Genomic DNA, 21,973 nt, shown 5'->3' on the forward strand with positions numbered 1-21,973 from the left:
TGGCCTCTTAACGGCGGAAGCGAGCCGGCGATAGGGCCTGGGGATCGACACCAGCGGCGGTCAGATAGCTCGGCAGGCTTTCTTTGCGCACCAGTGCGGCTGCGAGCGCCGAAGCGCCAGGCGAGGTCTGAATGCCATAACCGCCTTGCCCTGCCATCCAGAAGAACCCCTCGGCTTCGGCATCGAAACCGATGACCAAGGAGCCATCGGGCGAAAAGCTGCGCAGCCCGGCCCAGGAGTGCTCGATGCGTTGCACCGGAAGGTCGACTGCTTGCTGAAAGCGGTCCACGGCGAGCGCGACGTCCAGCTCCTCAGGCCGGGCATCGCAAGGCTCGGTCGGGGTTGCATCTGCCGGCGAGACCAAGAGCTTGCGCGTCGCTTCCGGGCGGCAATACCAGGTCTCTCCGCAGTCAGCCATCAGCGGCCAGCGCGCCGAACCCGGCTCTCCCGGCGCTCCATCGATGATCAGCGCGGTCCGACGCTTCGGCTGGATGCCCAGCGGCCGCACACCCGCTGCCTCGGCGGTGAGGTCGGCCCAGGCACCGGCGGCGTTGATCAGGATCGGCGCCTCGAATGTGCCGGCAGGCGTGGTCACTTCCCAGACGCCACTCTTCCGCTTGGCCGAGTCCAGAGGGGCGCGGAGCTGCATCTGGCCGCCGCGCGCTCGGAAGAGGCGCAGGAAGCCCTGGTGCAGGGCCGCAACGTCGATGTCCTGAGCGTCCGACTCGTAGCCGGCCGCCGCAACGGCCTCCGGGCGCAGCAGGGGAACGAGTTCGCGGGCGGTCTCCGGACTGATTGCCTCCATGCCGACCGAAGCGGCCAGTTCCTTGTCCAGGATGGCTTCCTGCCCCGGATGGGCGAGCATGAGCACACCGCGCGGGCTGACCAGAGGCGTGTCCGCGAAACCTTCGGGCGGACCGAGGAAAAACTCTCGCCCCGCAATGGACAGCGCGCGCACATCCGGCGGCCCATAGTTCACGATGTACATGGCCGCCGAACGCCCGGTGGAGTGATAGCCGGGTTGCTCCTCGCGCTCGAGCAGCAGGACCCGCGCATCCGCGGCCAGGCGTGCGGCGGCGGAGGCGCCGGCAATGCCGGCGCCTACGACGATGATGTCATAGCTTTCGCTCATAACGTCCTCAGAATGCGACCTGATCGCCGCCCTTGAGATCGAGCAGGGCACGCGCTTCGGCCGGTGTGGCCACCTCGAGGGACAGGTCTTCGACAATGCGGCGGATCTTCGCCACTTGATCGGCGTTGGATTTCGCCAGTTCGCCCTTGCCCACGTAGATCGAGTCCTCGAGGCCGACGCGCACGTTGGCACCCATCACCGCGCCCATGGTGCAGAGCGGCATCTGATGGCGGCCCGCCGCCAGGATCGACCACTGATAGTCATTGCCGAAGAGCTTGTCGGCGATTCGGCGCATGTGCATGAGGTTCTCCGGGTCCGGGCCGATTCCACCCAGAATGCCGAAGATCGTCTGCACAAAAAGCGGCGGCTTCACCAGCTTGCGGTCAAGGAAGTGGGCCAGGTTGTAGAGGTGGCCGACATCATAGCACTCAAACTCGAATCGGGTGCCGCAGCCCTCGCCCAGGCGCGCAAGAACCTGCTCGATGTCCTTGAAAGTGTTCCGGAAGATGAAATCCCGGCTGTTTTCCAGGTGCTTGCGCTCCCACTCGTGCTGGAAGGAGGGGTACTTGTCCAGCAGCGGGAAGAGCCCGAAGTTCATCGAGCCCATATTGAGCGAGCACATCTCCGGGCTGGCTTTGAGCGGCGCCGCCAGGCGCTCTTCCAGGGACATGCCGTGGCCGCCGCCGGTGGTGATGTTCACCACCGCATCGGTAGACTGCTTGATGCGCGGCAGGAACTCCATGAAGACCGCCGGATCCGGAGTCGGCTTGCCGTCCTTCGGGTCGCGGGCATGCAGATGCAGGATCGATGCGCCGGCCTCCGCCGCGGCCACGGCCTCCGTCGCAATCTCGTCCGGCGTGATGGGCAGATGCGGAGTCATGGTTGGCGTATGGATAGAGCCCGTTACGGCGCAGGTGATGATAACCTTGCGGCCGGCAGGCTTGGCGGTTTCGGCGGTGGTGGACATGGGCGACCTTTCGTTTCCTCAGGAGTCTTTTGACAGCAGCACGCAATCGCGTGCGCGGATGCGCAGTTGCACGGCCGCGCCGTCGCGCAGGGGCTGCTCATCGATCGGGTTGATGACCTGCAAACTGGTGCCCAGCGCGTCGACAAAATAGCGTGCCGCCACACCCTGATAGTCCAAGGCTCGCACCCTGCCGTCAACGACGGCCGTACCGGCTTCAGGCCTATGCTGCTCAGCCAGTAGGATCCGTTCCGCGCGGATGACCACGTCACACGGGGTTCCGGGTGCAAAGCCGTTTCGCTCTTCGACCGGCAGCAGCGTTCCATCCGGAAGCCGAACGCCCTCCGCCTCAACGGTTCCCTGCAGCAGATTGGCGTTGCCCAGGAACTCGGCGACGAAGCGCGAGGCGGGATGATTGTAGATTTCCTCCGGATGCCCCTCCTGCTCCTTCAGTCCGTTGCTCATGACCACGACCTTGTCGGACAGGGCCAGGGCCTCTGCCTGATCGTGGGTGACGAATATCGTGGTGATGCCCAGCTCGCGCTGAATGCGCTTCAACTCAACGCGCATCTCCTCGCGCAGGTTGGCGTCCAGGGCGCTGAGCGGCTCATCGAGGAGCAGCACGTCCGGCTCGATGACCACCGCACGCGCAAGTGCAATGCGCTGCTGCTGGCCCCCGGAAAGCTGCGCAGGGAAGCGCTTCTCCACGCCCGGCAACCGCACGATCTCCAGAGCCCGGGCAACGCGCTCGCGAATCTCGGCCTTCGGCACATTGCGGTACCGCAGGCCGAAGGCGATGTTGTCGAAAATGGTCTTATGGGGAAACAAAGCGTAGTTCTGGAAAACAAGGCCCAGGTTGCGCTTGTGGATCGGCACGGAATCGATGCGCCGCCCCTTGATCCATATCTCGCCGCTGCTGGGCTGCCCCAGGCCGGCCACCATGCGCAGGATGGTGGTCTTGCCGCAGCCCGACGGGCCGAGAAGTGTGAGAAAGGAACCGGCTTCCACCGTCAGGTCGACACCTTTAACGGCTTGTACTTCGCCGAAGTTCTTGATGACGCGCTTCAACTCGACGGCGCCAGCGCTGCTCTCGGCCATGCCAGGTCCTCAACTCAGGTCGATGTTGTTCACAGGGGAAGGCGCTCGCCCTGAACCGTCGGAATTGTCGGTCCAGGGCGAGCAGTTCTGCTTCCTCAGGCGCCGCGTTCGATGCGGCCCCAGGTCCGCTTCCAGTCGGCCTCGTTCGACGTCCAGTACTCGGGATCGGCGAAGGTGAGATTATCCAGCGTGCCACTGGCGTCGTAGGCGGGAAGTGCCTCAACCTTCTCCGTCATCTCGACCTTGTTCGGGTCAAGGGAGGGCGGATAGTTCTGCCCTTCCGCGACGGCAATGGCGGTTTCAGGCTCCAGCATGAAGTTCAGCAGCACCTCGGCCTCTTCAACCGGCGAACCCTTGAGCACCAGCATGGACTCCATCCAGGCATAGCTGTTCGGCGGGTCGATGTAGCCGATGTTGTGGCCCTGCTGCTGCAGCGCGGCCACGCGGCCAGACCAGGCCTCAGTGACCACGATTTCTTCCTTGGCCAGCAGGTCCATGAGCTCCGCGCCCGAGCCCCAGTACTTTAGCAGACCCCCACGGTGCTCACGCAGCTTCTCCCAAACTGCATCCATGTCCTCGATGTTGTTGGGATCCTGGTCGGTCTGCAGCGCCGCATACCAGATACGGGTCTGCCAATCGGTCCAACCGCCGATCTTGCCCTGGTGGTCCGGGTGCAGCAGTAGATTTGCGCCCATCTCCTGGGCTTCCTCGTCGGAGATGTGGTCGCGATTGTAGGCGATTCCGGTGGTGCCATAATCGTAAGGCACGGCCGAGAGGAAGTCCGGCGACACCTTGCGGAAGGGGGCGACCAGCGCGTCCATCACCAGTTCCATGTTGGGGATGTTGTCGATGTTCAGGTCCACGCCCATGTCGGCGTCGATCCAGCGCTTGTACCAAGCCACACCGGAGGAGTGGACCAGGTGGTAGTCGCCGACCTGCCCGGCGCGCACGCCGGTGAGCACTTCTTCCTCTCCGCCGAAGGTGCGATCGAGAACGGTGTTGCCGGTGGCCTCCTCGAAGGGATTGAAGGCATGCTGCCGAAGCGCTTCGGAGACGACACCGCCCCAGCCATCGAAGCGAATCTCCACGCCTTCGGCGAAGGCCTGGCGGCTCACGCCGCCGAGCACGCCACCGGAGACCCCTGCGGCAACGCCGGCCAAGCCCAGCATCCGCATGAAGCTGCGACGCTCAAGATCGCCATTCAGGTAACGCTCACGCAGTCTTTCCAGACGCTTTCTACTATCCATTTCAGCCTCCTGTTATTGGACCGGATCAGTATCGCCCGCGGTACAGCGTCACAGCCGACCCCGGGCAAAAGCACGGGCCACCGCCCCGGCAAGCAGCGGCAGTCCGACGGTTATTACGATCATCACCGTTCCCAACGCATTGATCTCCGGACTGATCGAGTGACGCAGCATGCCGAAAATCTGGGTCGGCACCGTCTCCACGCCCGGCGGGCGCCAAAACAAGGTGCCGGTGATGTTGTCGAAGGAAATGGTGAAGGCGAAGAGCAGGCCGGCGAAAACCGCCGGCATCAGTAAGGGGAAGGTGATCTGAAAGAAGGTCTGGACGGGATTGGCGCCCAAGGAGCGCGCGGCATCCTCATAGACCTTGCGGATCCCCACCAGCCGCGCCTGCACGACGAGCACCACAAAGGGGAGCGCGATCAACACATGTCCGGCCAGCAGCAGCACCAGGCTGCGTGGCTGATCCAACCAGCGCATGAAAAGCAGCAGGCCCACCGCCAGCACGGTCTCCGGTACGAGCACCGGGGCGATCAGCAGCGTATTCAGGAAGTTGGTGCCAGGCACGTTGTAGCGCATCAGTGCCAGCGACGCGAGAATGCCGAGGGTTGTCGCGATGACGGCAGCCGCAATCCCCATCAACAGCGAGGTGCGAAACGCGCGCACCACCGGCTCGTTGTTCGCCAGCGCCTCGAACCAGCGCAGGGAGAAACCCTGGATGGGAAAGCCGCCAAACTGCGCATCATTGAAGGAAAGCACCACGACGATGGCGATCGGCGTGAACATGAAGAGATACACCAGCAGGGTGTAGAAGCGAATGAGACTCCAGCTGCGCATCGTTCTGCCTCCTCAGTTCAGGCTCTTGTAGAGCCGGCTGAGGCCCATGAAACGGCCGTAGATCACCACCAGCGATCCGAGCAGGACCAGCAGCACCACGCTCAGCGTCGCCCCCATCGGCCAGTTCAGCTCCATCATGATGGTATCGTAGATCAGGTTGCCGAAGAGGAAGTTGTCGGGTCCGCCGAGGATGAGCGGCGTTACGTAACTGCCGCCAGCCAAGACAAAGCAGAGCAGCGAGCCGGCTGCCAATCCCGGCAGCGAGAGTGGCAAGGTGACCTCACGAAAGGCCTGCCACTCAGTGCAGCCAAGGGTGCGCGCTGCGGAAACGAGATTCCGATCAATGCCTTCGAGGCTGACGTAAATATTGAGGATCATGAAGGGCAGCAGGAAGTGCACCAGGCCCATCACCACAGTGGCCTCGTTGTATAGCAGGCGCAGCGGCTCATCGATGACGCCCAGCCAGAGCAGTGCCGCGTTCACGATCCCCTGCGAGCCCAGGACGTGGACCCAGGATAGCTGGCGGATAATGAAGCTGACCCAGAAAGGCAGGATCAGAAGCAGCATCAGCAGCCACTTGTGGCGGTAGGTGGTGTTGGCAATGAAGTAGGCTGGCACAAAGCCCAGCAGTGCACAGACCAGGGTCGTGATGGCCGAGATGCGCAGGGTCTGCCAGATGGCGTAGTGGTAGAAGCTGTCCTCGAAAAACCAGCGCCAGTTCTCAAACTGGAAGGCCGGTCGGTCGACGGCTACGTCGATGTACTCGTAGAAAGTGAAGACGAAGATGATGGCCATAGGCACGACCATCAGCAGGAACAACGCCAGCAGTGCCGGGGCCAAAAGCACCCACGGCCGCGCGTCAACCCCCTCATCCTGCGCCAAGGCTCTCGCCATTGCGCTCCCCATTCCTTTTAACGGCCTCTTACGGGCCGCAACGCCATTACAGACCTGAGCCTCGACATTCCGCAAATAGATAGCAAGAATGCCAGACATAGCACTGGGCTATGAGGGTGGTGTGCAGGGACAGGAAACGTCAGGGGAATCCATTCCCGAACGGCTGAGCCGGGAGTTGGATTGGAACCTCCTCCATACTTTCATGGTGATCGTTCAGGAAGGCAGCATCACCCGAGCAGCCGACCGTTTGCTGCTGCGCCAGCCGAGTGTGAGCAACGCTCTGAAGCGCCTGGAGGCCCAGCTTGAACGGCGGCTAATCAATCGCAGCCGCGGGCGGTTTCAGCTGACCGAGTCAGGGCGACTGCTCTACGGTGAGTGTGTGGAGATATACGGCAGCGTGTCGCGCCTCGCGGTGATGCTGCGCGATTCCCGCGAAACCGTGGCGGGGGAGATCTCCATTGCGGCGGCGAGCCACGTGGTTTGCCCCTTTTACGATCAGGTGCTGAGCGGATTCCAGGCGGCGCATCCGCAGACGAGCTTTTCGGTCGAGATTTCGACCTCCTCCCTGGTTCAGCACGCTGTCCTGCAGAAGAGCGCGGCGCTCGGCTTCTGCCTGGTCAGCGATCCCAGCCCACGGCTCAACTACGAGCATTTTTTTCGCGAGCACTTCGGCTTCTTCTGCGGCCCCAGCCATCGGCTCTTCGGGCGCCGCGGTCTCTCGCTTACGGCTCTGAGGGGCGAGGCCTTTGTGTCCTTCAAGACGGACCAGCTTTCCGATGCCTTGCGGCCAGTCGCTCTCCTGCGCGAACGGGCGGGGCTTGGCGGGCGCATCGTCGCAACTTCTTCTCACCTCGAGGAAGTGCGCCGCATGATCGTGGCCGGGCTGGGCATCGGCCCGCTTCCCATCCACGTGGTGGAGAAGGACGTGCGTGACGGACTGCTCTGGCGCCTGCCGCCCTACGAGGAACCACCGGCCATCGACATCTATCTTGTGACGAACCCGCGCATGCATCACAGCCGGGCCGAGTCGCTTTTCCTGCAAAGCCTGCGGCAAAGGATTACCAGCCTGCCGCTGTCAGCACGCACATACCCGCCGCTATAGCCTAGGTTACTCTTGTCGCTTGGCATCGGGGGCAAGGAAGGCCCGGCTTTCGGCAATGGCTTCGGCCAGGCCGACGCGTTGCGGCGTCACCCCTTCGGGAAAGGCGCCGAAGAGTCGCGAAGGCATCATGGGGTCGAGCAAAACGAAGACCCCATGATCATCCGCCCGGCGGACCAGTCGCCCGAAGGCCTGGCGCAGTTTCAGGCGGGTCAGCCGATCTTCGTAGCGCCGGCCGTCGAATTGTTTGCGCCGGGCCTTGTGCCGCAGATCCGGGCGCGGCCAGGGCACACGATCGAACACAATGAGCCGCAGCGCGCGCCCGGGAACGTCTACGCCGTCCCTCACTGCATCGGTGCCCAGCAGGCAGGAGTCGGGCTCGGCGCGAAAGATCTCCACGAGGGTGGAGACATCCATGCCGTCCACGTGCTGGGCCAGGAGCGAGAGTCCTGCCTGTTCCAGGGGCGCCGCGATGCGCCGATGGACGGCGCGCAGGCGGGAAATCGCGGTGAAGAGTCCGAGTCCTCCGCCTCCAGCCGCCAGAAAAAGTTCGCGCAAGGCGGCCGAAACCTGGTCCAGATCGTCCTTGCGCACATCGGTGACGATGAAGACGCGGGTCTGGGAGGCATAGTCGAAGGGTGATGGCACACCGGCGCGCACCGAGGGATTGGGCAGATGCACCGCGCCGACACGCATCTCGGCCGCATGCCAGTCTGCTTCGGGCTCTCCGCTGCGATCGGTCAAGGTGGCGGAGGTGATCAGCGCCCCGTGGGCGCGGGACAGCACGCTGCGGGCCAGAGGCAGCGTCGGGTCGATCCAGTGGCGATGCAAGCCAAGGTCGACCTCATTGCCTTCGATCCGGTCGACGGCAAGCCAGTCGACGAAGGTCTCGGACGGCGGCTGCTCGAGGGCTTCCAGCATAGCGCACCAAGCCTCGACCGGCAGCAGCAGGCGCCGCTCCAGGGAGCGCACCAGCCCCTCGATCCGCCGTCGCTGATCGGCCTCCAGCGTCTCGGCTTCTTCGTCCAGACGCCGTTGCAGCCGACCGGCGATGCGCTTCGCGGGGTCCAGGATGGCCTGGAGGTCCGTCAGCAACTCATGGGCAGCCGTGAGAAGGTCTTCCGCCACCGGGTGAAGTTCGCACTCCAGGGAATAGCCTTCCCCCGCCTTCTCTGCGCGCGCAAAGACCTGGCTGCGCACGGCGAGAAGGAAACGCTCGCAGGCACCATCGGCCGCACCCTCCGCCAGACGGCCGTGCCACCCCTCCTGGGGCAGGCACCGGGCAGCGCGCAGCAGGCCGTCGAGTGACTCCTCCAACGGCCCCCCGTTGTCCAGCATCTCTTCCATGCGCCGACGGAGCCCGCGCATACGGCTCGCACCCCCGCCACGCCGCGAGTCGGCTCCCAGCAGCCATCGCCGCAGCTCAGCCGTTTCCTGGCCGGAGAGGTGTGCAGCAAAGGCATTGTCGGCGGCATCGAAGAGGTGGTGGCCTTCGTCGAAGACATAACGCGCCGGAATGCCGCCCTCCTCGCCCCCACCGAGCGCGGCCTGCACCATCACCAGGGCATGATTGGCCACCACCAATTCGGCCGTGCGGGCCCGGCGGATCGACTTTTCAATGAAGCACTTACGCCAGAATTCGCAGGCGGAATGGATGCACTCGCCGCGTCGATCCACCAATCCGGCCAACCGACCGCGTCCGATGATTTCAACCAGCCAGCCGGGGAAGTCTCCTCCGGCAATGTCGCCATCGCGGGTGCGCAAGGCCCAGCGGGCAACGAGGCCCAGGGGAATCGCTGCCTCGCCAGCTTGCGCCCCGCTGACTTGAGGCACGCGTTCTGCATAGTTGAGCAGGCAGAGGTAGTTTTCCCGGCCTTTGCGGATCACCACCTTGCGACGTTTCTCGCTCGCCTGAGGGAAGAGGCGATCCAGTTCGCCGTCGATCTGCTGTTGCAGATTGCGCGTGTAGGTCGACAGCCACACCGGCGCTTCGTTGCGCTCGGCCCAGAGGCTGGCCGGGGCGATATAGCCAAGCGTCTTGCCCACACCGGTGCCTGCTTCGGCGAGGACCAAGCGCGGCTCGCCCTCTGCTTCTCGCGGCGCAAAGGCGGCACAGGCGGAAGAGGCATAGTCGGCCTGCTGCGGGCGCGCTTCCGATTCGTCACCCAGGAGTTCTGCCAAGCGCTGGCGCGCGGCGGTCGGCTCCACGGGGAAGTGCCCTCCTGGTTGTTCGGGAGCATGTTCCGACCACTCGCCAAGCTTCTCCCAGACGCGGAAGCCGGCGCCGATGCGTGGCGCTTCTGCACTGCTGCTAATGCCCAGCATGCGCATGACCCAGGGCCCCCAAAGCCAGCCGGCCCGGGTCATGGTAAAGGCGATGCCGGCTGCCTGGGGGTCTCCGGAAGGTCCGCGTGCCTGCAGTTCACGCAGCAGCAGGCCGGCCGCCTGTCGCAGGGCAAGCGCCTGGGCCTCCTCGTCCTTGGGCAGCGGCAGCCCCAGGGCCAGGGCGAGCCCGCGCGGGGTGGGCGCGCAGAAAACAGCCGGCCGCGTGAAAGCAAAGAGCTCAAGCAGATCGTAGGCGTGCAGCCCGTCAAGATTGAGCCGTCGGGCCGTGGCTCGAGCGTGAACCAGCAGCACCGGTTCTGCCACCGCCCGGCGCGCCGCCTCAGACAGCGAGAGGGATTCCAGCACGCCCTGCGGCGTCAACCAGACAGCCGCACTCACGCCGGCAATCAGCACCGGCGGCGGAGCGGCAGAGGGGGGCGTGGGCTCCAGGGACATGAGAGCGGAACTATACTGTGCCGTTGTGCCCTGGTCAGGCGCAGATGTTCAGTCGGGCCAGGGTATCGCTCAACCGAAAACCTGTCCGTCGCGCAGCTGCAGCGTTCGATCCATGCGGCCGGCGAGTTCGAGATTGTGCGTGGCGATCAGGGCGGCCACGCCGGATCCCTTTACCAGCTTGGTCAGCAGATCGAACACCTCGTCCGCCGTTTCCGGGTCGAGGTTGCCCGTCGGTTCGTCCGCCAGGACCAGGGAGGGTCGGTTGATGATCGCGCGCGCCAGCGCGACGCGCTGCTGCTCGCCCCCGGAAAGGCGACCCGGCCGGTGCTCTATGCGCTCCCCCAGGCCGACCAGATGCAGCAGTTCCTTGGCATCGTTGGTCGCCTCGCGGCGTTTGCGCCCGGCGATCATCTGCGGCACCACCAGGTTCTCCAGCGCAGAAAACTCGGGCAGGAGGTGATGATACTGATAGACGAAGCCGATGCGCCGACGCCGGATGGCTGTGCGCTCACGATCGCGCAATCCGGCCACGGCTTGACCGGCAATCTCGACCTCACCGCTGTCGGGCGTTTCCAGCAGGCCGGCAATGTGCAGCAGGGTTGATTTCCCCGATCCCGAGGGACCGACCAGGGCGGCCAGCTCGCCGCTGTAAAGGCTGAGATTGATGCCCTTCAGTATCTCCAGGCGTTGGTCGCCCTGAGAGTAAACCTTGGACACCTCAACCAAGCGCAGGCGCACCTCTGCCCTACTCATAGCGCAGTGCCTCCACCGGATCGAGGCGCGCCGCCCGCCAGGCCGGCAGCAGGGGCGCGAGGAAGGAGATAAACAGCGCCATCGCCACCACCTCGAGCACTTCCCGCGGGTCGCGCTGCGCCGGCATGCGAGTCAGGAAGTAGACCTCCGGATTGAAGACCTGCGTGCCGACTACCGCTTCTACCCAGCCCTGGATGGTCTGGATGTTGTCGGTAAAGACGATACCCAGCGCCACGCCCAGCAGGGTGCCGAAGAGCCCGACGGCGGCGCCGCTCATGAAGAAGACGCGCAGGATCGTCCCACGCGTGGCCCCCATGGTCCGCAGAATGGCAATGTCGCGGCCCTTGCCCTTCACCAGCATGTACTGGCCCGAAAGGATGTTGAAGGCGGCAACGAGGATGATCAGGGAGAGTATGACGAACATCACATTGCGCTCGACGGCGAGCGCATTGACGATTGAGGAGTGTGCCTGCTGCCAGTCGACGGTGCGCCAACCGGGGCCGAGTTCGTCATCGATCACCCCGCGCAACTCCCAGACACGTTGGGGATCGTTCACGAAGATCTCGATGGCGTTGGCGGCTTCCGGGTAGCGGAAGAAGATCTGCGCCTGATCCAGCGGCATGTAGATGGTCGAGAGATCGAATTCGTACATGCCGATCTCGAAGAGCCCGGCAATGGGGTAGGCCTTCATCCGCGGGACGGTTCCGATGGCCGTCTCCGATCCCTGCGGGCTCAGCAGGGTTATGTCTCCCCCTGCCCCGACACCCAGTTGCTGGGCCAGGCGGCTGCCGGCGAGCAGCCCACCGTCACGGCCGAAGTCCGACACGCGCCCGCCCACCACTTTACTGACGAGCTGCTGGCGCCGCTCCAGGTCTTCCGGCGCCATGCCTCGGACTTGGGCACCCATGGCCCGGTCGCCGGAGGTCACGATGACCTGCGACTGGATGAGCGGCGTGGCCAGCCTGACACCCTCAATATCTTCCAGGCGCTGAGCGACGTCGCGATAATCACTGATGGACTGGGAATCGTAGTAGGCCGTCAGATGGCCGTTCACGCCGAGAATCCGGCTCATGAGCTCGATGCGAAAGCCGTTCATCACCGCCATGACGATGATGAGAGTGGCCACCCCCAGCGCGATGCCAAGCAGCGAGAAGACCGCGATGACCGAGATGAAGCCTTCCTGCCGGCGCGAGCGCAGGTAGCGCAGTGCCAGCAGACGCTCGACGGCGCCAAAGATCATCCGCGGGACACCGTTGTGTTGTTGGCCGCAATCTTGTTGATCGCAGCTTCGAGGCTCAGTTCTTCCTTCTCACCCGAGGCACGGCGCTTCAGTTCTACGCTGCCGGCTTTGACGCCGCGCGGGCCGATGGTGAGCTGCCATGGCAGTCCAATCAGGTCCATCTCCGCGAACTTGGCGCCCGCACGCTCATCGCGCTCATCATAGAGCACGTCGAGACCGCTGCGCGCCAAAGCGGCATAGGCGTCTTCGCCCGCCCTCGCGCAGTCGCTGTCACCCGGCTTGAGGTTGATCAGCCCCACGTCGAAGGGCGCCACCGCATCCGGCCAGATGATGCCCGCGTCATCGTGGCTCGCTTCGATGATGCCGCCGGCCAGCCGTGACACGCCGATGCCGTAGGAGCCCATGTGCACCGCAACCTCATCGCCCTCGGGCGTCGCCACGCGCGCGCCCAGAGGTTCCGAGTACTTGCTGCCGAAGTAGAAAATGTGTCCCACCTCGATGCCGCGCCCTTCGTAGCGCCGGACGTCCGGCACCTCCTTCTCGAAGACGGCTTGCTCGTGCTTCTCGTCGGTGCGGGCATAGAGCTTGGTGAAGTAGTCGACGACCGAACCCACTTCATCCGGATCGGCGTAGTCGATCTCCCGGCCCAATACGTCGACGTCCAGGAAATCCCGATCGCAGAAGACTTGGCTTTCGCCCGTATCAGCCAAGATGATGAACTCGTGGCTGAGGTTGCCGCCGATGGGTCCGGTGTCAGCCTCCATGGGAATGGCCTGCAGACCCAGGCGCGCAAAGGTCCTGAGATAGGCGACGAAGAACTTGTTGTAGGAGAGCCGCGCCGCCTCGAAATCCAGGTCAAAGGAATAGGCATCCTTCATGAGGAACTCTCGGCCACGCATGACACCAAAGCGCGGCCGCACCTCATCACGGAACTTCCACTGGATGTGATAGAGCAGCTTCGGCAGATCGCGATAGCTGCGCACTGAGTGGGCAAAGATGTTGGTGATCAGTTCCTCGTTGGTCGGCCCGTAGAGCATGTCGCGCTCGTGCCGATCCTTGATCCGCAGCATCTCCGGCCCGTAGGCGTCGTAGCGGCCCGACTCGCGCCAGAGATCCGCCGACTGGATGGTGGGCATCAGCACTTCCTGACAGCCCATGCGATCCTGCTCCTCACGCACGACCTGCTCGATCTTCTTCAGAACGCGAAAGCCCAGCGGGAGCCAGGAATAGATGCCAGCCGACGCCTGGCGCACCATCCCGGCGCGCAGCATCAAGCGGTGGGAGACGATCTCCGCCTCCTTGGGAGTCTCTTTCAGGGTCGGCAGGAAGAACGCGGAACGGCGCATGGATGCCTCGGATGGACGCAGTTGAAGGGTGGATTCCGTACTGCGGCGGAGAGTAGGCAAGCTCCCTTATCTTGTCCACGCATCCCTGGACTCGACCCACGTCTTAGAACGCCTCCCATACTAGCGGGCTACTGCAGTTCGACCCGCCACCACTGCGCCAGAACCTCCGCGGGCGCTGCCTCCTGCAGTGGCGTGCGCCGCGCCGGCGGCTGGCCATTGACCCAGCCACCAAATCCGATCTCCACCAGCGGCGCACCTCCCTCTGCCCCGCTGACGTTGACCTGTCCCCTGGCCTGCACCTGAGGGTGCGCCAGCACTTCCTCCGGGGTCAGAAGCGCCTGGAAGCAGCAGTCCACCTCGTTGAGCAGCGTCTCCCAGTGGCTGCGCGGCCGGCTCGCGAACAGGGTCGAGACCTCTTCGATCAAGCCATTCTGCGGCGGTGCCTCGCCCTGTCGGACAATCCAGCTCTCGCGACCGACCGCAGAACAGAAGTTGGCCCAGAACTTGGGCTCGATGGCGCCCAGGGATACAAACCCACCGTCGGCGCAGCGATAGATGCGATAGAACGCGGCGCCGCCGTTCAGGACGTCGCCTTCCCTTTGCGGGGCCTCGCCGCGCAGCGCGCTGGTCATGGGGATGGCCTGCCAGGCCAGGACCGTCTCGGTCAGGCTGATGTCCAGGCTGGCGCCCTGCCCGCTGCGTGTCCGGCGAAAAAGCGCGGCCAGAATGGCGCTCACGGCTTGCAACGCCGAGGCGTGATCGGCGACCGGCGGAAACGCCGCGACCGGCCGCTCGGCCGTGCCGCTGGCGATCAGACCGCCGCCTAAAGCCAGATAATTAATGTCATGGCCGCCACGCTTGGCCAGCGGTCCGGTCTGTCCGAATCCGGAGAGCGCGCAGTGGATCAGATCGGGCCGCAGCGCCTGCCGGCGCTCAGCGCCAAACCCCAGCTTGTTCAAGGTCCCCGGGCGATAGCTTTCAAGCAACACATCCGCAGCGGCCAATAGCTCTGCAAAGCGGTCCTTGCCCTCTTCGCTCTTGAGGTCGAGGCGCAATACGGTCTTCCCGGCGTTCACCAGCTTATACCAGGCCGAGACCCCATCTGGATCCTGCGGCCCCAGCCTTCGCATGGGATCGCCGGCGGGCGGCTCCACTTTCACCACGCTTGCGCCGAGATCGGCCAGCATCTGCCCGGCAGCCGGGCCAGGCAACCACTGCGACAAGTCGATGACGCGCAGTCCTTCCAGCAAATTGCTCATTAGCGACCCACTTCCTGCAGCGGCTCGAGCCCGGCGTCCCAGGCCGGCTCTGGCCCGAAATACTCCACCAGGAAATCAATGAAGGCCCGCACCTTTGGCGCCAGATGGCGGGCATGAGGATAGACAGCGTGCACGCCCAGAAGGGCTGGCCGATAGTCGGGCAGCAATGGCTCGAGACGACCGCCCACCACATCCGGTCCGGCAATGAAACTGGGCACCAGTGCGATGCCCTGCCCTGCCACACAAGCCGCGCGCAATAGGTCACCGTTGTTTGCGCGCAACCGGCCGCCGATACGCACCGAGGCCGGCCCATCCGGCCCGTCAAAGCGCCACTCGTCCCCGCTGGCGGAATAGCTGTAGCTGAGGCATTCGTGCTGGGCGAGATCGGACAGCAGCGCCGGTCGCCCGCGGCGCTCCAGGTACTCGGGCGCAGCCACCAGCAGCATGCGGCAAGGGGCGATACGCCGCGCGATCAGGCTTGAATCGGTTAGCCGGCCGATGCGCACCGCCAGATCGTAGCCCTCCTTCACCAGGTCCGCCTGGCGATCCTCCAGTGTGATTTCGGCCGAAATTTCCGGATAGCGGCGCATGAAGCTTTCGAGCGCCGAGCCCAGATGCAGCAACCCGAAGCTGACCGGCGCGTTGATGCGCAGAATCCCGCGCGGCGCCGACTGCAATGCGCTGACGGTCTCTTCCGCCTCACGCAGGGCCTCCAGCAACGTGCCTGCCTGCTCAAAGTAGGAGCGCCCTGCTTCAGTGAGGCTCAGCTTGCGCGTTGTGCGGTGCAGCAGGCGACTGCCGAGACGGGTTTCCAAGGCCTGCACATGCTTGCTGACCATGGCGCGGGACATGCCGAGATCCCTGGCCGCGGCTGCAAAGCTGCCCTGGGCCGCCACGCGCAGGAAGACTTCAATACTCGTCAGACGATCCATGCCTCACGATATACCTGCGCGGCGCGCTGACGAAAGCCTTTCCCTTGCCGTGCTTCAGGCCTGTGCCGTGGCGGCGTCCACCTTCAGGGACAGCGGCGGCGGTTGATTCAGTGTCTGAAAGACGACGCAATAGCGCTCGGTCAGCTTGGTCAGGGTCGCGATGCGCTCAGCCGACTCGGGCGTGTCGAGATCAAACGTCAGACGGATGGCGGAGAAGCCCACCGGCGCGTCCTTGGCAACACCCAGGGTGCCGCGGAAATCTAGGTCGCCTTCCGCGGTGACCTTGCCGCCGCGCAGGTCGAATTCCAGCGCCGTAGCCACAGCCTTCAGCGTTACACCCGCGCAGGCCACCAGGGCTTCCAGTAGCATGTCGCCGGAGCAAGCCTGGCTGCCGCTGCCACCTGTTGCGGGGTGCAGACCGGCTTCAACGAGGGCGCGGCCGGTGTCGACCTTGCAGGCGATGCCTTCCGCAATGTTGCCTTCAGCCGAGAGCGTCACCACCGCGGCCTGAGGCTCCTCCTTGTAGCGGCTCTTCAACGGAGCCTGCAGGGACTTCAGGTCTTCAGCGTTCATGTCATTACGCACCTTCTCAAAGATCGGAACTCAGGAAAGATCGAGGCTGGCGATAATTTCTTCTTTCAGTCGCTGCACCTCGACCGCGGTGCGCGAGCGCGGCCGAGGCTGATCGACATCCACCTCGCGGTGAATTCGCCCGGGGTGACCGCGCAGCACCACGACGCGATCCGACAGCACCACCGCCTCCTCGACATCATGTGTGACCAGAATAAGGGTAAAGCCTTCCCGTTCCCACAGTTCCACGAGGTGATCCTGGAGCTTCAATCGGGTGAAACTGTCCAGCGCGGAAAAGGGCTCGTCCAGCAGCAGAACCGAGGGCTGGCGCACCAGTGCACGCGCGATCGCGACCCGTTGGGCCATGCCACCTGAAAGCTGTCGCGGCAGGGCCGAAGCGAAGTCTGCGAGCCCCACCTTTTCCAAAGCATCTGCTATTCGCCGATCCTGTTCGCGGCGTGCCAGGTCCAGCAGGGCCAGGCGCACATTCTCGGTCACTGACAGCCAGGGCATCAGCCGCGGCTCCTGGAACACCATGCCCACATTGGGTGAGGGCCCGGTCACCGGCCGGCCTTCAAGGCGAATGTCGCCGCCGGTGGGTTGGTCCAGACCACAGACAAGCCGCAACAGGGTGGATTTACCGCAACCGGATGTGCCAACCAGGCTCACGATTTCCCGGTCACCGATGCGAAGATCCACCCCTTCCAGGGCCGTGTGGGTCAGACCGCCGCCATCAGCGAAGGTCTTGCTGAGTTGCGAGATATCAAGCACGGCCGGACTCCTGGCTGGCGCCGTAGCCATCCTGCCAGGCAGTCAGGCGTCGCGCCGCGGCAGCAATCAGCGCATCAGAGAGCTTTCCGGCCACGGCAAAGAGCAACAGGGCGCCGATGATGATTGCCGGGCGCCCGGTCATCTGCCCATCGATCATCAGGAAGCCGAGTCCCTGGCTTGCCCCCATCAATTCCGCGGCAATCACGAACATCCAGCCCAGTGCCAGGCCGGAGCGCAGGCCGGTGAGATAGCTGGGCAGCGTGGCGGGAATGAGTATGCGCCGAATGAGATCGAAACGGCCGAGGCCGTTGACCCGGGCCACCTCCACCAGCTTGCGATCGGTCGACTGAATGCCGCTCATCAGGTTCAGATAGACGGGAAAGAAGACTCCGACGCCGATGAGGGTGATCTTCGAGGCTTCGAAGATGCCAAACCAGAGAATGAAGAGCGGCACCCAGGCGAGCGAGGGCACGGCCTTGAGGGCCTGGAGCGTGGGGTCGAGATAGGCCCGGGCGCTGCTGGAATAGCCGGTCAGCGCGCCGAGGAGGGTGGCCGCAAGCGCACCGGCGGCAAAGCCAACGGCTACCCGCCAAACGGTGATGGCGATGTGCTCGGCCAGCACACCACCGGCGGCAAGCGCTAGCAACTCGTTGGCCACGACGGCCGGGGCGGGCAGCAGATAGTCGGGGAAGACGCCGGCGCTGGTCAGACTCTGCCACAAGAGCAGCAACACCGCCGGAAGAGCGAAAGCACGCAAGCGCGCCAGGCGAGGCAGAGGGACGCGCGGCGTCGCCCTGCCCTGCACGCCGGGCGGAAGGTCCGCCCGGCGCTCCAAGGTGATCACGGACATGTGCGATGCCTCACTGCGTCTCGACGACGGCGTTGAGGTAGCGCTCATCGATCAGCTCGTCGACAAGCAGGGCTATGTCGGTGCCCTCGTCGATCACGCCGATCTTCTGCAGCACTTCCCCGGCCGCGACGAAGGTTTCGCGGTGCGGCTGTCCGATCGCCGGCGTGCTGAGATCCGTGCGCTCCTCGAGCTGTTTCTGAGCGACCTCCGGCGTGATCTTCGCCGCTTCAACCAATGCGGCCTGCAACTCGTCGGGGTGTTCGAGTGCATAGCGCCGGGCCCGTTCATAGACTTCTAGCACCCGCTCCACCGTCTCCGGATGAGCCTCTGCAAAGGCTTCCCGCACATTCAAGATGCCGTAGGTGTTGAGATCGGGAGCACGGTGGAAGAGGCGGACACCCGATTCCAGCTCGCCTGTGGCCATGTGAGGATCCAGGCCGGCCCAGGCATCCACCTGGCGACCGACGAGGGCCCGATAGCCGTCGGGATGCTGCAGCAGGACTGGGCGAATGTCCTCTTCGCTCAAGCCCGCGGCGTCCAGGGCACGCAGCAGGAAGATATGCGGGTCGGTGCCCCGGGTAACGGCCACCGACTTGCCCTTCAGATCTTCGACGCTCTCGATATCGGAATCGGCACGGGTGACCAGTGCAGTCCATTCGGGCTTGGAATAGGCGTAGATGGACTTGATCGGCAGCCCGCCAGCCTTGCCGATAACGGCTGCGGCACCGGCGGTGGAGCCGAAGTCGATGGAACTGCCGCGCAGGAACTCGAGCGCCTTGTTGGACCCGAGGGACAGAACCCAGCGCACCTCGGTGCCCTCGTCGGCAAAGGCTTCTTCAAGCCAGCCCTTGTTCTTCAGCAGGATGCTGACCGGGTTGTAGTAGGCCCAGTCGATGTTGATGCGGTCGGGGGGCGACGCTGCCTGAAGCGGAGCAGGCGAAGCGGCGAGCAGGCCGCCGGCGAGAAATGCGGCCCCAAGTGACAGAAAGTAACGCTTGGTAACGGGGAACATGATTTACTCCTCCCTCTTGCGACGCCGTAGGCGCCTCTTGCATGAGCGAGGCTCCACGACATCGGGTAAGGAGAAGTCCGCCAGGAACTGGGCAATAAAAAACCCGCCGATCCTGAGCGGCGGGTCCGAACCCGCTCGCTTTAGCTGGAATTTATATAGCGCCCCGCAAGCTGAGCCTCAAAGCGGCGCTGTATGATTTTCCTAAAGCCGATCCTGCGCGCAGGTCAAACGAAAAATGCGCGGCGGGTCAAATTTCTTCCTATGGCCGCTTTCAGCCCCCCAATAGTTGCCGGTCAAGAAACAAATTATGCCCATCTAGCTGGATTATCATTTGAGGCTGCGCATGGCATCTCTGACCTCAACGCGGTCCGTACGGGGCCGCCCTGCCCCACCCGAAATCAAAGAGGACCTGAACCATGCTTCCGCCGACCGCACCGCTGGGCGCTCTGTTGCTCCGCCTGACCCTTGGAGTCGCCTTTGTCGCTCACGGGCTGATGAAGGTGTTCATGTTCACCATTCCTGGCACCGTGGCCTACTTTGAGAGCCTCGGTTATCCCGGACTTTTCGCCTACCTCGTTATCCTCGCAGAGATTGGCGGCGGTTTGCTCCTCATCCTGGGTGTTCAGGTGAGGTTGATCGCACTTCTGCTCCTGCCCACCATGATTGGCGCCCTGCTTGAACACACCGGGAACGGCTGGGTGTTCAGTGCCGAAGGTGGCGGTTGGGAATATCCGGTGTTCTGGATCGCGGCTCTGCTGGCACAGGCCCTGATCGGCCCGGGGGCCTATGCGCTGCGCATTCCCGCGTTGCGTCCCCTGGAAGCCCGCGGCTGGGCGTGATTGATCCGACGGGCCGTCTCAAGCGCCGCGACGCAGAAGCAACGTGCTCCAGTTGCCGATGCGCCAGCGGCGTTCGAGCTTGAGACCAACGGCACGGTGACGGGCCAGAACTTGGCGCTCCTGTCGTCGGATCAGGCCCGATAACACCACCCGGCCGCCCGGCGCCAGATGCCGGGCTGTGTCGGTGGCCATGGCACAAAGTGGCCCGGCCAGAATGTTTGCGAGGATCAGGTCGTAGGGAGCGCGGCGGCTGATCTCGTGTGACCGGTATCCCCGGCTTTCCACGAGCGTGACCCGCGTCGCAACTCGATTGAGTTTTGCATTGTCGCGCGCCACGGACACCGAGGGCGCATCCAGGTCGCTGCCGAGCACCCGGAGATGCGGCCAAAGCCGCGCCGCGCCGAAAGCAAGGATGCCTGAGCCGCAGCCCAGGTCCAGCGCACGCCTTGGCTTGCGCCGACGGTCTTTGGCGAGCGCTTCCAGAGCCAGCAGGCAGCCGCGCGTCGTCTCGTGCCGTCCGGTCCCGAAGGCAACGTTCGCATCGATCAACAGCGGGATTGAGCCAGAGGGCGGCTTTCGATCCACATGGCTGCCGTAGACCCAGAAACGCCCGGCGGTCAGGGCCGGAAGCGACGCCCGGCTCTCGGCAACCCAGTCGATCTCGGGCATGAGCTCGAGCGTGAACTCCGGAACGTCACAGCCGGTCACCATCGCTGCCACGGAGAGTTGGGCGTAGACCGCTGGCCGGCCGGGGTCCTCGCCGAGATAAAGCTGCAGCGGCACCAGCCCCTTTTCGTCGGGACCGCCCACATCCAGGGCCCCACCCAGGGCCTCCAGAGCGGCCTCGAACATCGGCACACTGCCCTCCGGCACCCGGAGCGACAGGAGATAGATGGGCAGCATCTTGGCCACGCTGGTCAGGACCTTTCACTGGTGAAACGGCGGCACCGGCGCCGCAGGTTGCCGCTGCAAATGGTCATGCGCGCCGCCATGTGGTGCCGTGAGGGCCGTCCTCAAGCAGGATGCCTTGCGCCGCCAGTGCATCGCGGATGCGGTCCGCCTCGGCGAAGTCACGCGCCTTGCGCGCCGCCTGCCGGTCGGCGATGGCCGCTTCTATGGCTGCGGCATCGTCCTCGCCCGCCTGAAACCAGGCTTCGGGGTCTTGCTGCAGGAAGCCAAGCAGCGCCCCACCGGCACGCAGAACGGCGGCGGCCTGCGCCTTCTCGTCGCCCGATGCCTTGTTGACAGCATGGGCGGCCTCATGAAGCTTCGCCAGCGCCAGAGGGGTGTTCAGATCGTCACAAAGCGCGTCGATCAGGCCTTCGGGCGGCTCCGCAGTGTCGTCCAGCGGCAGGCCCCGCAGGGCGCCATAAAGCCCGTCGAGCTGCGCCCGCCCCTCGGCCAGCTTCTCCCGGGTGATGTCGAGCGGCTGGCGATAGTGTCCGGACAGCAGCGCCAGGCGAATGGCCTCGCCCAGAACGCCCTCTTCCAGCAGCTGCCGCACCGTGAGGAAGTTGCCCAGGGACTTGGACATCTTCTCGCCGCCCACGACCACATAGCCGTTGTGCATCCATAGCCGTGCCATGTGGGGCGTGCCGTGGGCGCAGCGGCTCTGGGCGATCTCGTTCTCGTGATGGGGAAAGATGAGGTCCAGGCCGCCGCCGTGAATGTCGAAGGTCTCCCCCAAATGGGCGGCCGACATGGCGGAGCATTCGATGTGCCAACCTGGCCGTCCTCGCCCCCAGGGACTGTCCCAACCCGGCTCTTCGGCTGCAGCCGGCTTCCAGAGGATGAAATCGGCCGGGTCGCGCTTATAGGGGGCCACCTCGACCCGCGCGCCGGCGATCAGCTCCTCACGGTCGCGTCGCGACAGCGCGCCGTAATCCGCCATGGTGCCCACGGCAAAGAGCACATGCCCTTCCGCCTCGTAGGCATGGCCCTGCTCGATCAGGCGCTCGATCATCGCGATCATCTGCGCGATGTGGCCGGTGGCCCGCGGCTCGATGCTGGGCGGCAGCGCGCCCAGGGCGGCCATGTCGGCGTGGAATGCTTCCGTTGTGCTTTCGGTCACCGTCTCGATCGCCACGCCCCGCTCCTTGGCAGCGGCGATGATCTTGTCGTCCACGTCCGTGATGTTGCGCGCGTAGGTGACGTGCTCCGCGCCATAGAGGTGCCGCAGCAGGCGGAAGAGCACATCGAAGACCACCACGGGCCGCGCGTTGCCGATGTGCGCGAAATCATAGACCGTCGGCCCGCAGACATAGAGCCGGACATTGTCCGGATCGTCAGGATGGAACAGCTCCCGGCTGCGGGTCAGGGTGTTGTGCAGATGCAGTTCACGCATGGGCTTGC

At 64.6% G+C, this 21,973-nt stretch carries 20 protein-coding genes; 2 read left to right on the forward strand and 18 right to left on the reverse strand.

The genetic code is table 11. The features are described from left to right. Positions 1-7 precede the first annotated feature (7 nt). The 6 genes from P2G67_RS09675 to P2G67_RS09700 all read right to left on the reverse strand — a co-directional run bounded on the left by P2G67_RS09675 (position 8) and on the right by P2G67_RS09700 (position 6,169). Positions 8-1,132 (reverse strand): NAD(P)/FAD-dependent oxidoreductase, encoded by a 1,125-nt coding sequence (locus tag P2G67_RS09675; protein ID WP_275822467.1) that lies wholly within the window; start codon positions 1,130-1,132, stop codon positions 8-10. A gap of 7 nt (positions 1,133-1,139) precedes the next feature. After that, positions 1,140-2,099: a 3,5-dioxohexanoate:acetyl-CoA acetone transferase gene (gene kce, locus P2G67_RS09680; RefSeq protein WP_275822469.1), complete on the reverse strand. Its 960-nt coding sequence runs from the start codon at positions 2,097-2,099 to the stop codon at positions 1,140-1,142. An 18-nt stretch (positions 2,100-2,117) separates the two neighbouring features. After that, positions 2,118-3,194 carry an ABC transporter ATP-binding protein gene (locus tag P2G67_RS09685; protein WP_275822471.1) on the reverse strand — a complete coding sequence of 359 codons (1,077 nt, stop codon included), beginning with the start codon at positions 3,192-3,194 and terminating at the stop codon, positions 2,118-2,120. A gap of 95 nt (positions 3,195-3,289) precedes the next feature. Then, on the reverse strand, positions 3,290-4,441 hold the full coding sequence (locus P2G67_RS09690; RefSeq protein ID WP_275822473.1) for an extracellular solute-binding protein: 1,152 nt from the start codon (positions 4,439-4,441) through the stop codon (positions 3,290-3,292). A gap of 48 nt (positions 4,442-4,489) precedes the next feature. After that, positions 4,490-5,275, reverse strand: coding sequence for an ABC transporter permease (locus P2G67_RS09695; RefSeq protein ID WP_275822475.1), 786 nt, complete (start codon positions 5,273-5,275; stop codon positions 4,490-4,492). A gap of 12 nt (positions 5,276-5,287) precedes the next feature. Then, on the reverse strand, positions 5,288-6,169 hold the full coding sequence (locus P2G67_RS09700; protein WP_275822477.1) for an ABC transporter permease: 882 nt from the start codon (positions 6,167-6,169) through the stop codon (positions 5,288-5,290). A gap of 88 nt (positions 6,170-6,257) precedes the next feature. Here P2G67_RS09700 and P2G67_RS09705 point away from each other — a divergent pair, with 88 nt between their 5' ends. Beyond that, a complete protein-coding gene (locus P2G67_RS09705) occupies positions 6,258-7,271 on the forward strand; it encodes a LysR family transcriptional regulator (protein WP_275822479.1) in 1,014 nt (337 codons plus the stop codon). Positions 7,272-7,277: 6 nt separating this feature from the next. On the opposite strand, the gene P2G67_RS09710 is transcribed toward P2G67_RS09705, so the two are convergent. The 10 genes from P2G67_RS09710 to P2G67_RS09755 form a co-directional block, all read right to left on the reverse strand. Further along, positions 7,278-10,049: an ATP-dependent DNA helicase gene (locus P2G67_RS09710; protein WP_275822482.1), complete on the reverse strand. Its 2,772-nt coding sequence runs from the start codon at positions 10,047-10,049 to the stop codon at positions 7,278-7,280. A gap of 69 nt (positions 10,050-10,118) precedes the next feature. After that, on the reverse strand, positions 10,119-10,802 hold the full coding sequence (locus P2G67_RS09715) for an ABC transporter ATP-binding protein (protein ID WP_275822484.1): 684 nt from the start codon (positions 10,800-10,802) through the stop codon (positions 10,119-10,121). Further along, positions 10,795-12,042, reverse strand: a complete 1,248-nt coding sequence (locus P2G67_RS09720) for a lipoprotein-releasing ABC transporter permease subunit (RefSeq protein WP_275822486.1) — start codon at positions 12,040-12,042, stop codon at positions 10,795-10,797. Before P2G67_RS09720 ends, P2G67_RS09715 begins: the two co-directional genes overlap by 8 nt. After that, on the reverse strand, positions 12,039-13,388 hold the full coding sequence (proS, locus tag P2G67_RS09725; protein ID WP_275822488.1) for a proline--tRNA ligase: 1,350 nt from the start codon (positions 13,386-13,388) through the stop codon (positions 12,039-12,041). The genes P2G67_RS09720 and proS overlap by 4 nt, the downstream gene beginning before the upstream one ends. Before the next feature lie 128 nt (positions 13,389-13,516). After that, positions 13,517-14,647 (reverse strand): CaiB/BaiF CoA transferase family protein, encoded by a 1,131-nt coding sequence (locus tag P2G67_RS09730; protein WP_275822490.1) that lies wholly within the window; start codon positions 14,645-14,647, stop codon positions 13,517-13,519. Continuing rightward, the gene (locus tag P2G67_RS09735; RefSeq protein WP_275822492.1) at positions 14,647-15,579 is read right to left on the reverse strand and encodes a LysR family transcriptional regulator; all 933 of its coding nucleotides are present in this window, start codon (positions 15,577-15,579) and stop codon (positions 14,647-14,649) included. Before P2G67_RS09735 ends, P2G67_RS09730 begins: the two co-directional genes overlap by 1 nt. Positions 15,580-15,633: 54 nt before the next feature. Beyond that, positions 15,634-16,152, reverse strand: coding sequence for an OsmC family protein (locus tag P2G67_RS09740; protein WP_275822494.1), 519 nt, complete (start codon positions 16,150-16,152; stop codon positions 15,634-15,636). A gap of 30 nt (positions 16,153-16,182) precedes the next feature. Next, positions 16,183-16,920 carry an ABC transporter ATP-binding protein gene (locus P2G67_RS09745; protein ID WP_275822496.1) on the reverse strand — a complete coding sequence of 246 codons (738 nt, stop codon included), beginning with the start codon at positions 16,918-16,920 and terminating at the stop codon, positions 16,183-16,185. Beyond that, positions 16,913-17,770 (reverse strand): ABC transporter permease, encoded by an 858-nt coding sequence (locus tag P2G67_RS09750; RefSeq protein WP_275822498.1) that lies wholly within the window; start codon positions 17,768-17,770, stop codon positions 16,913-16,915. The genes P2G67_RS09745 and P2G67_RS09750 overlap by 8 nt, the downstream gene beginning before the upstream one ends. A gap of 10 nt (positions 17,771-17,780) precedes the next feature. Further along, positions 17,781-18,782, reverse strand: coding sequence for an aliphatic sulfonate ABC transporter substrate-binding protein (locus tag P2G67_RS09755; RefSeq protein ID WP_275822500.1), 1,002 nt, complete (start codon positions 18,780-18,782; stop codon positions 17,781-17,783). Positions 18,783-19,198: 416 nt separating this feature from the next. Here P2G67_RS09755 and P2G67_RS09760 point away from each other — a divergent pair, with 416 nt between their 5' ends. Next, positions 19,199-19,621 (forward strand): DoxX family protein, encoded by a 423-nt coding sequence (locus P2G67_RS09760; protein ID WP_275822502.1) that lies wholly within the window; start codon positions 19,199-19,201, stop codon positions 19,619-19,621. 18 nt (positions 19,622-19,639) lie between these two features. On the opposite strand, the gene P2G67_RS09765 is transcribed toward P2G67_RS09760, so the two are convergent. Both P2G67_RS09765 and cysS read right to left on the reverse strand, forming a co-directional pair. Next, positions 19,640-20,524: a 50S ribosomal protein L11 methyltransferase gene (locus tag P2G67_RS09765; protein WP_275822774.1), complete on the reverse strand. Its 885-nt coding sequence runs from the start codon at positions 20,522-20,524 to the stop codon at positions 19,640-19,642. Between the two features lie 73 nt (positions 20,525-20,597). Next, on the reverse strand, positions 20,598-21,965 hold the full coding sequence (gene cysS, locus P2G67_RS09770) for a cysteine--tRNA ligase (protein ID WP_275822504.1): 1,368 nt from the start codon (positions 21,963-21,965) through the stop codon (positions 20,598-20,600). Between the last annotated feature and the right edge of the window lie 8 nt (positions 21,966-21,973).

Origin of the sequence: Aquibaculum arenosum (genome assembly GCF_029222965.1) — a bacterium.
Lineage (GTDB): Bacteria > Pseudomonadota > Alphaproteobacteria > Kiloniellales > DSM-21159 > Aquibaculum > Aquibaculum arenosum.

What these genes read in the sequence shown, in the direction of transcription:
- P2G67_RS09675 (WP_275822467.1), bottom strand. Translation starts at nt 1,132, where the DNA reads ATGAGCGAAAGCTATGACATCATCGTCGTAGGCGCCGGCATTGCCGGC.
- kce (WP_275822469.1), bottom strand. Translation starts at nt 2,099, where the DNA reads ATGTCCACCACCGCCGAAACCGCCAAGCCTGCCGGCCGCAAGGTTATC.
- P2G67_RS09685 (WP_275822471.1), bottom strand. Translation starts at nt 3,194, where the DNA reads ATGGCCGAGAGCAGCGCTGGCGCCGTCGAGTTGAAGCGCGTCATCAAG.
- P2G67_RS09690 (WP_275822473.1), bottom strand. Translation starts at nt 4,441, where the DNA reads ATGGATAGTAGAAAGCGTCTGGAAAGACTGCGTGAGCGTTACCTGAAT.
- P2G67_RS09695 (WP_275822475.1), bottom strand. Translation starts at nt 5,275, where the DNA reads ATGCGCAGCTGGAGTCTCATTCGCTTCTACACCCTGCTGGTGTATCTC.
- P2G67_RS09700 (WP_275822477.1), bottom strand. Translation starts at nt 6,169, where the DNA reads ATGGCGAGAGCCTTGGCGCAGGATGAGGGGGTTGACGCGCGGCCGTGG.
- P2G67_RS09705 (WP_275822479.1), top strand. Translation starts at nt 6,258, where the DNA reads ATGCCAGACATAGCACTGGGCTATGAGGGTGGTGTGCAGGGACAGGAA.
- P2G67_RS09710 (WP_275822482.1), bottom strand. Translation starts at nt 10,049, where the DNA reads ATGTCCCTGGAGCCCACGCCCCCCTCTGCCGCTCCGCCGCCGGTGCTG.
- P2G67_RS09715 (WP_275822484.1), bottom strand. Translation starts at nt 10,802, where the DNA reads ATGAGTAGGGCAGAGGTGCGCCTGCGCTTGGTTGAGGTGTCCAAGGTT.
- P2G67_RS09720 (WP_275822486.1), bottom strand. Translation starts at nt 12,042, where the DNA reads ATGATCTTTGGCGCCGTCGAGCGTCTGCTGGCACTGCGCTACCTGCGC.
- proS (WP_275822488.1), bottom strand. Translation starts at nt 13,388, where the DNA reads ATGCGCCGTTCCGCGTTCTTCCTGCCGACCCTGAAAGAGACTCCCAAG.
- P2G67_RS09730 (WP_275822490.1), bottom strand. Translation starts at nt 14,647, where the DNA reads ATGAGCAATTTGCTGGAAGGACTGCGCGTCATCGACTTGTCGCAGTGG.
- P2G67_RS09735 (WP_275822492.1), bottom strand. Translation starts at nt 15,579, where the DNA reads ATGGATCGTCTGACGAGTATTGAAGTCTTCCTGCGCGTGGCGGCCCAG.
- P2G67_RS09740 (WP_275822494.1), bottom strand. Translation starts at nt 16,152, where the DNA reads ATGAACGCTGAAGACCTGAAGTCCCTGCAGGCTCCGTTGAAGAGCCGC.
- P2G67_RS09750 (WP_275822498.1), bottom strand. Translation starts at nt 17,770, where the DNA reads ATGTCCGTGATCACCTTGGAGCGCCGGGCGGACCTTCCGCCCGGCGTG.
- P2G67_RS09755 (WP_275822500.1), bottom strand. Translation starts at nt 18,782, where the DNA reads ATGTTCCCCGTTACCAAGCGTTACTTTCTGTCACTTGGGGCCGCATTT.
- P2G67_RS09760 (WP_275822502.1), top strand. Translation starts at nt 19,199, where the DNA reads ATGCTTCCGCCGACCGCACCGCTGGGCGCTCTGTTGCTCCGCCTGACC.
- P2G67_RS09765 (WP_275822774.1), bottom strand. Translation starts at nt 20,524, where the DNA reads ATGCTGCCCATCTATCTCCTGTCGCTCCGGGTGCCGGAGGGCAGTGTG.
- cysS (WP_275822504.1), bottom strand. Translation starts at nt 21,965, where the DNA reads ATGCGTGAACTGCATCTGCACAACACCCTGACCCGCAGCCGGGAGCTG.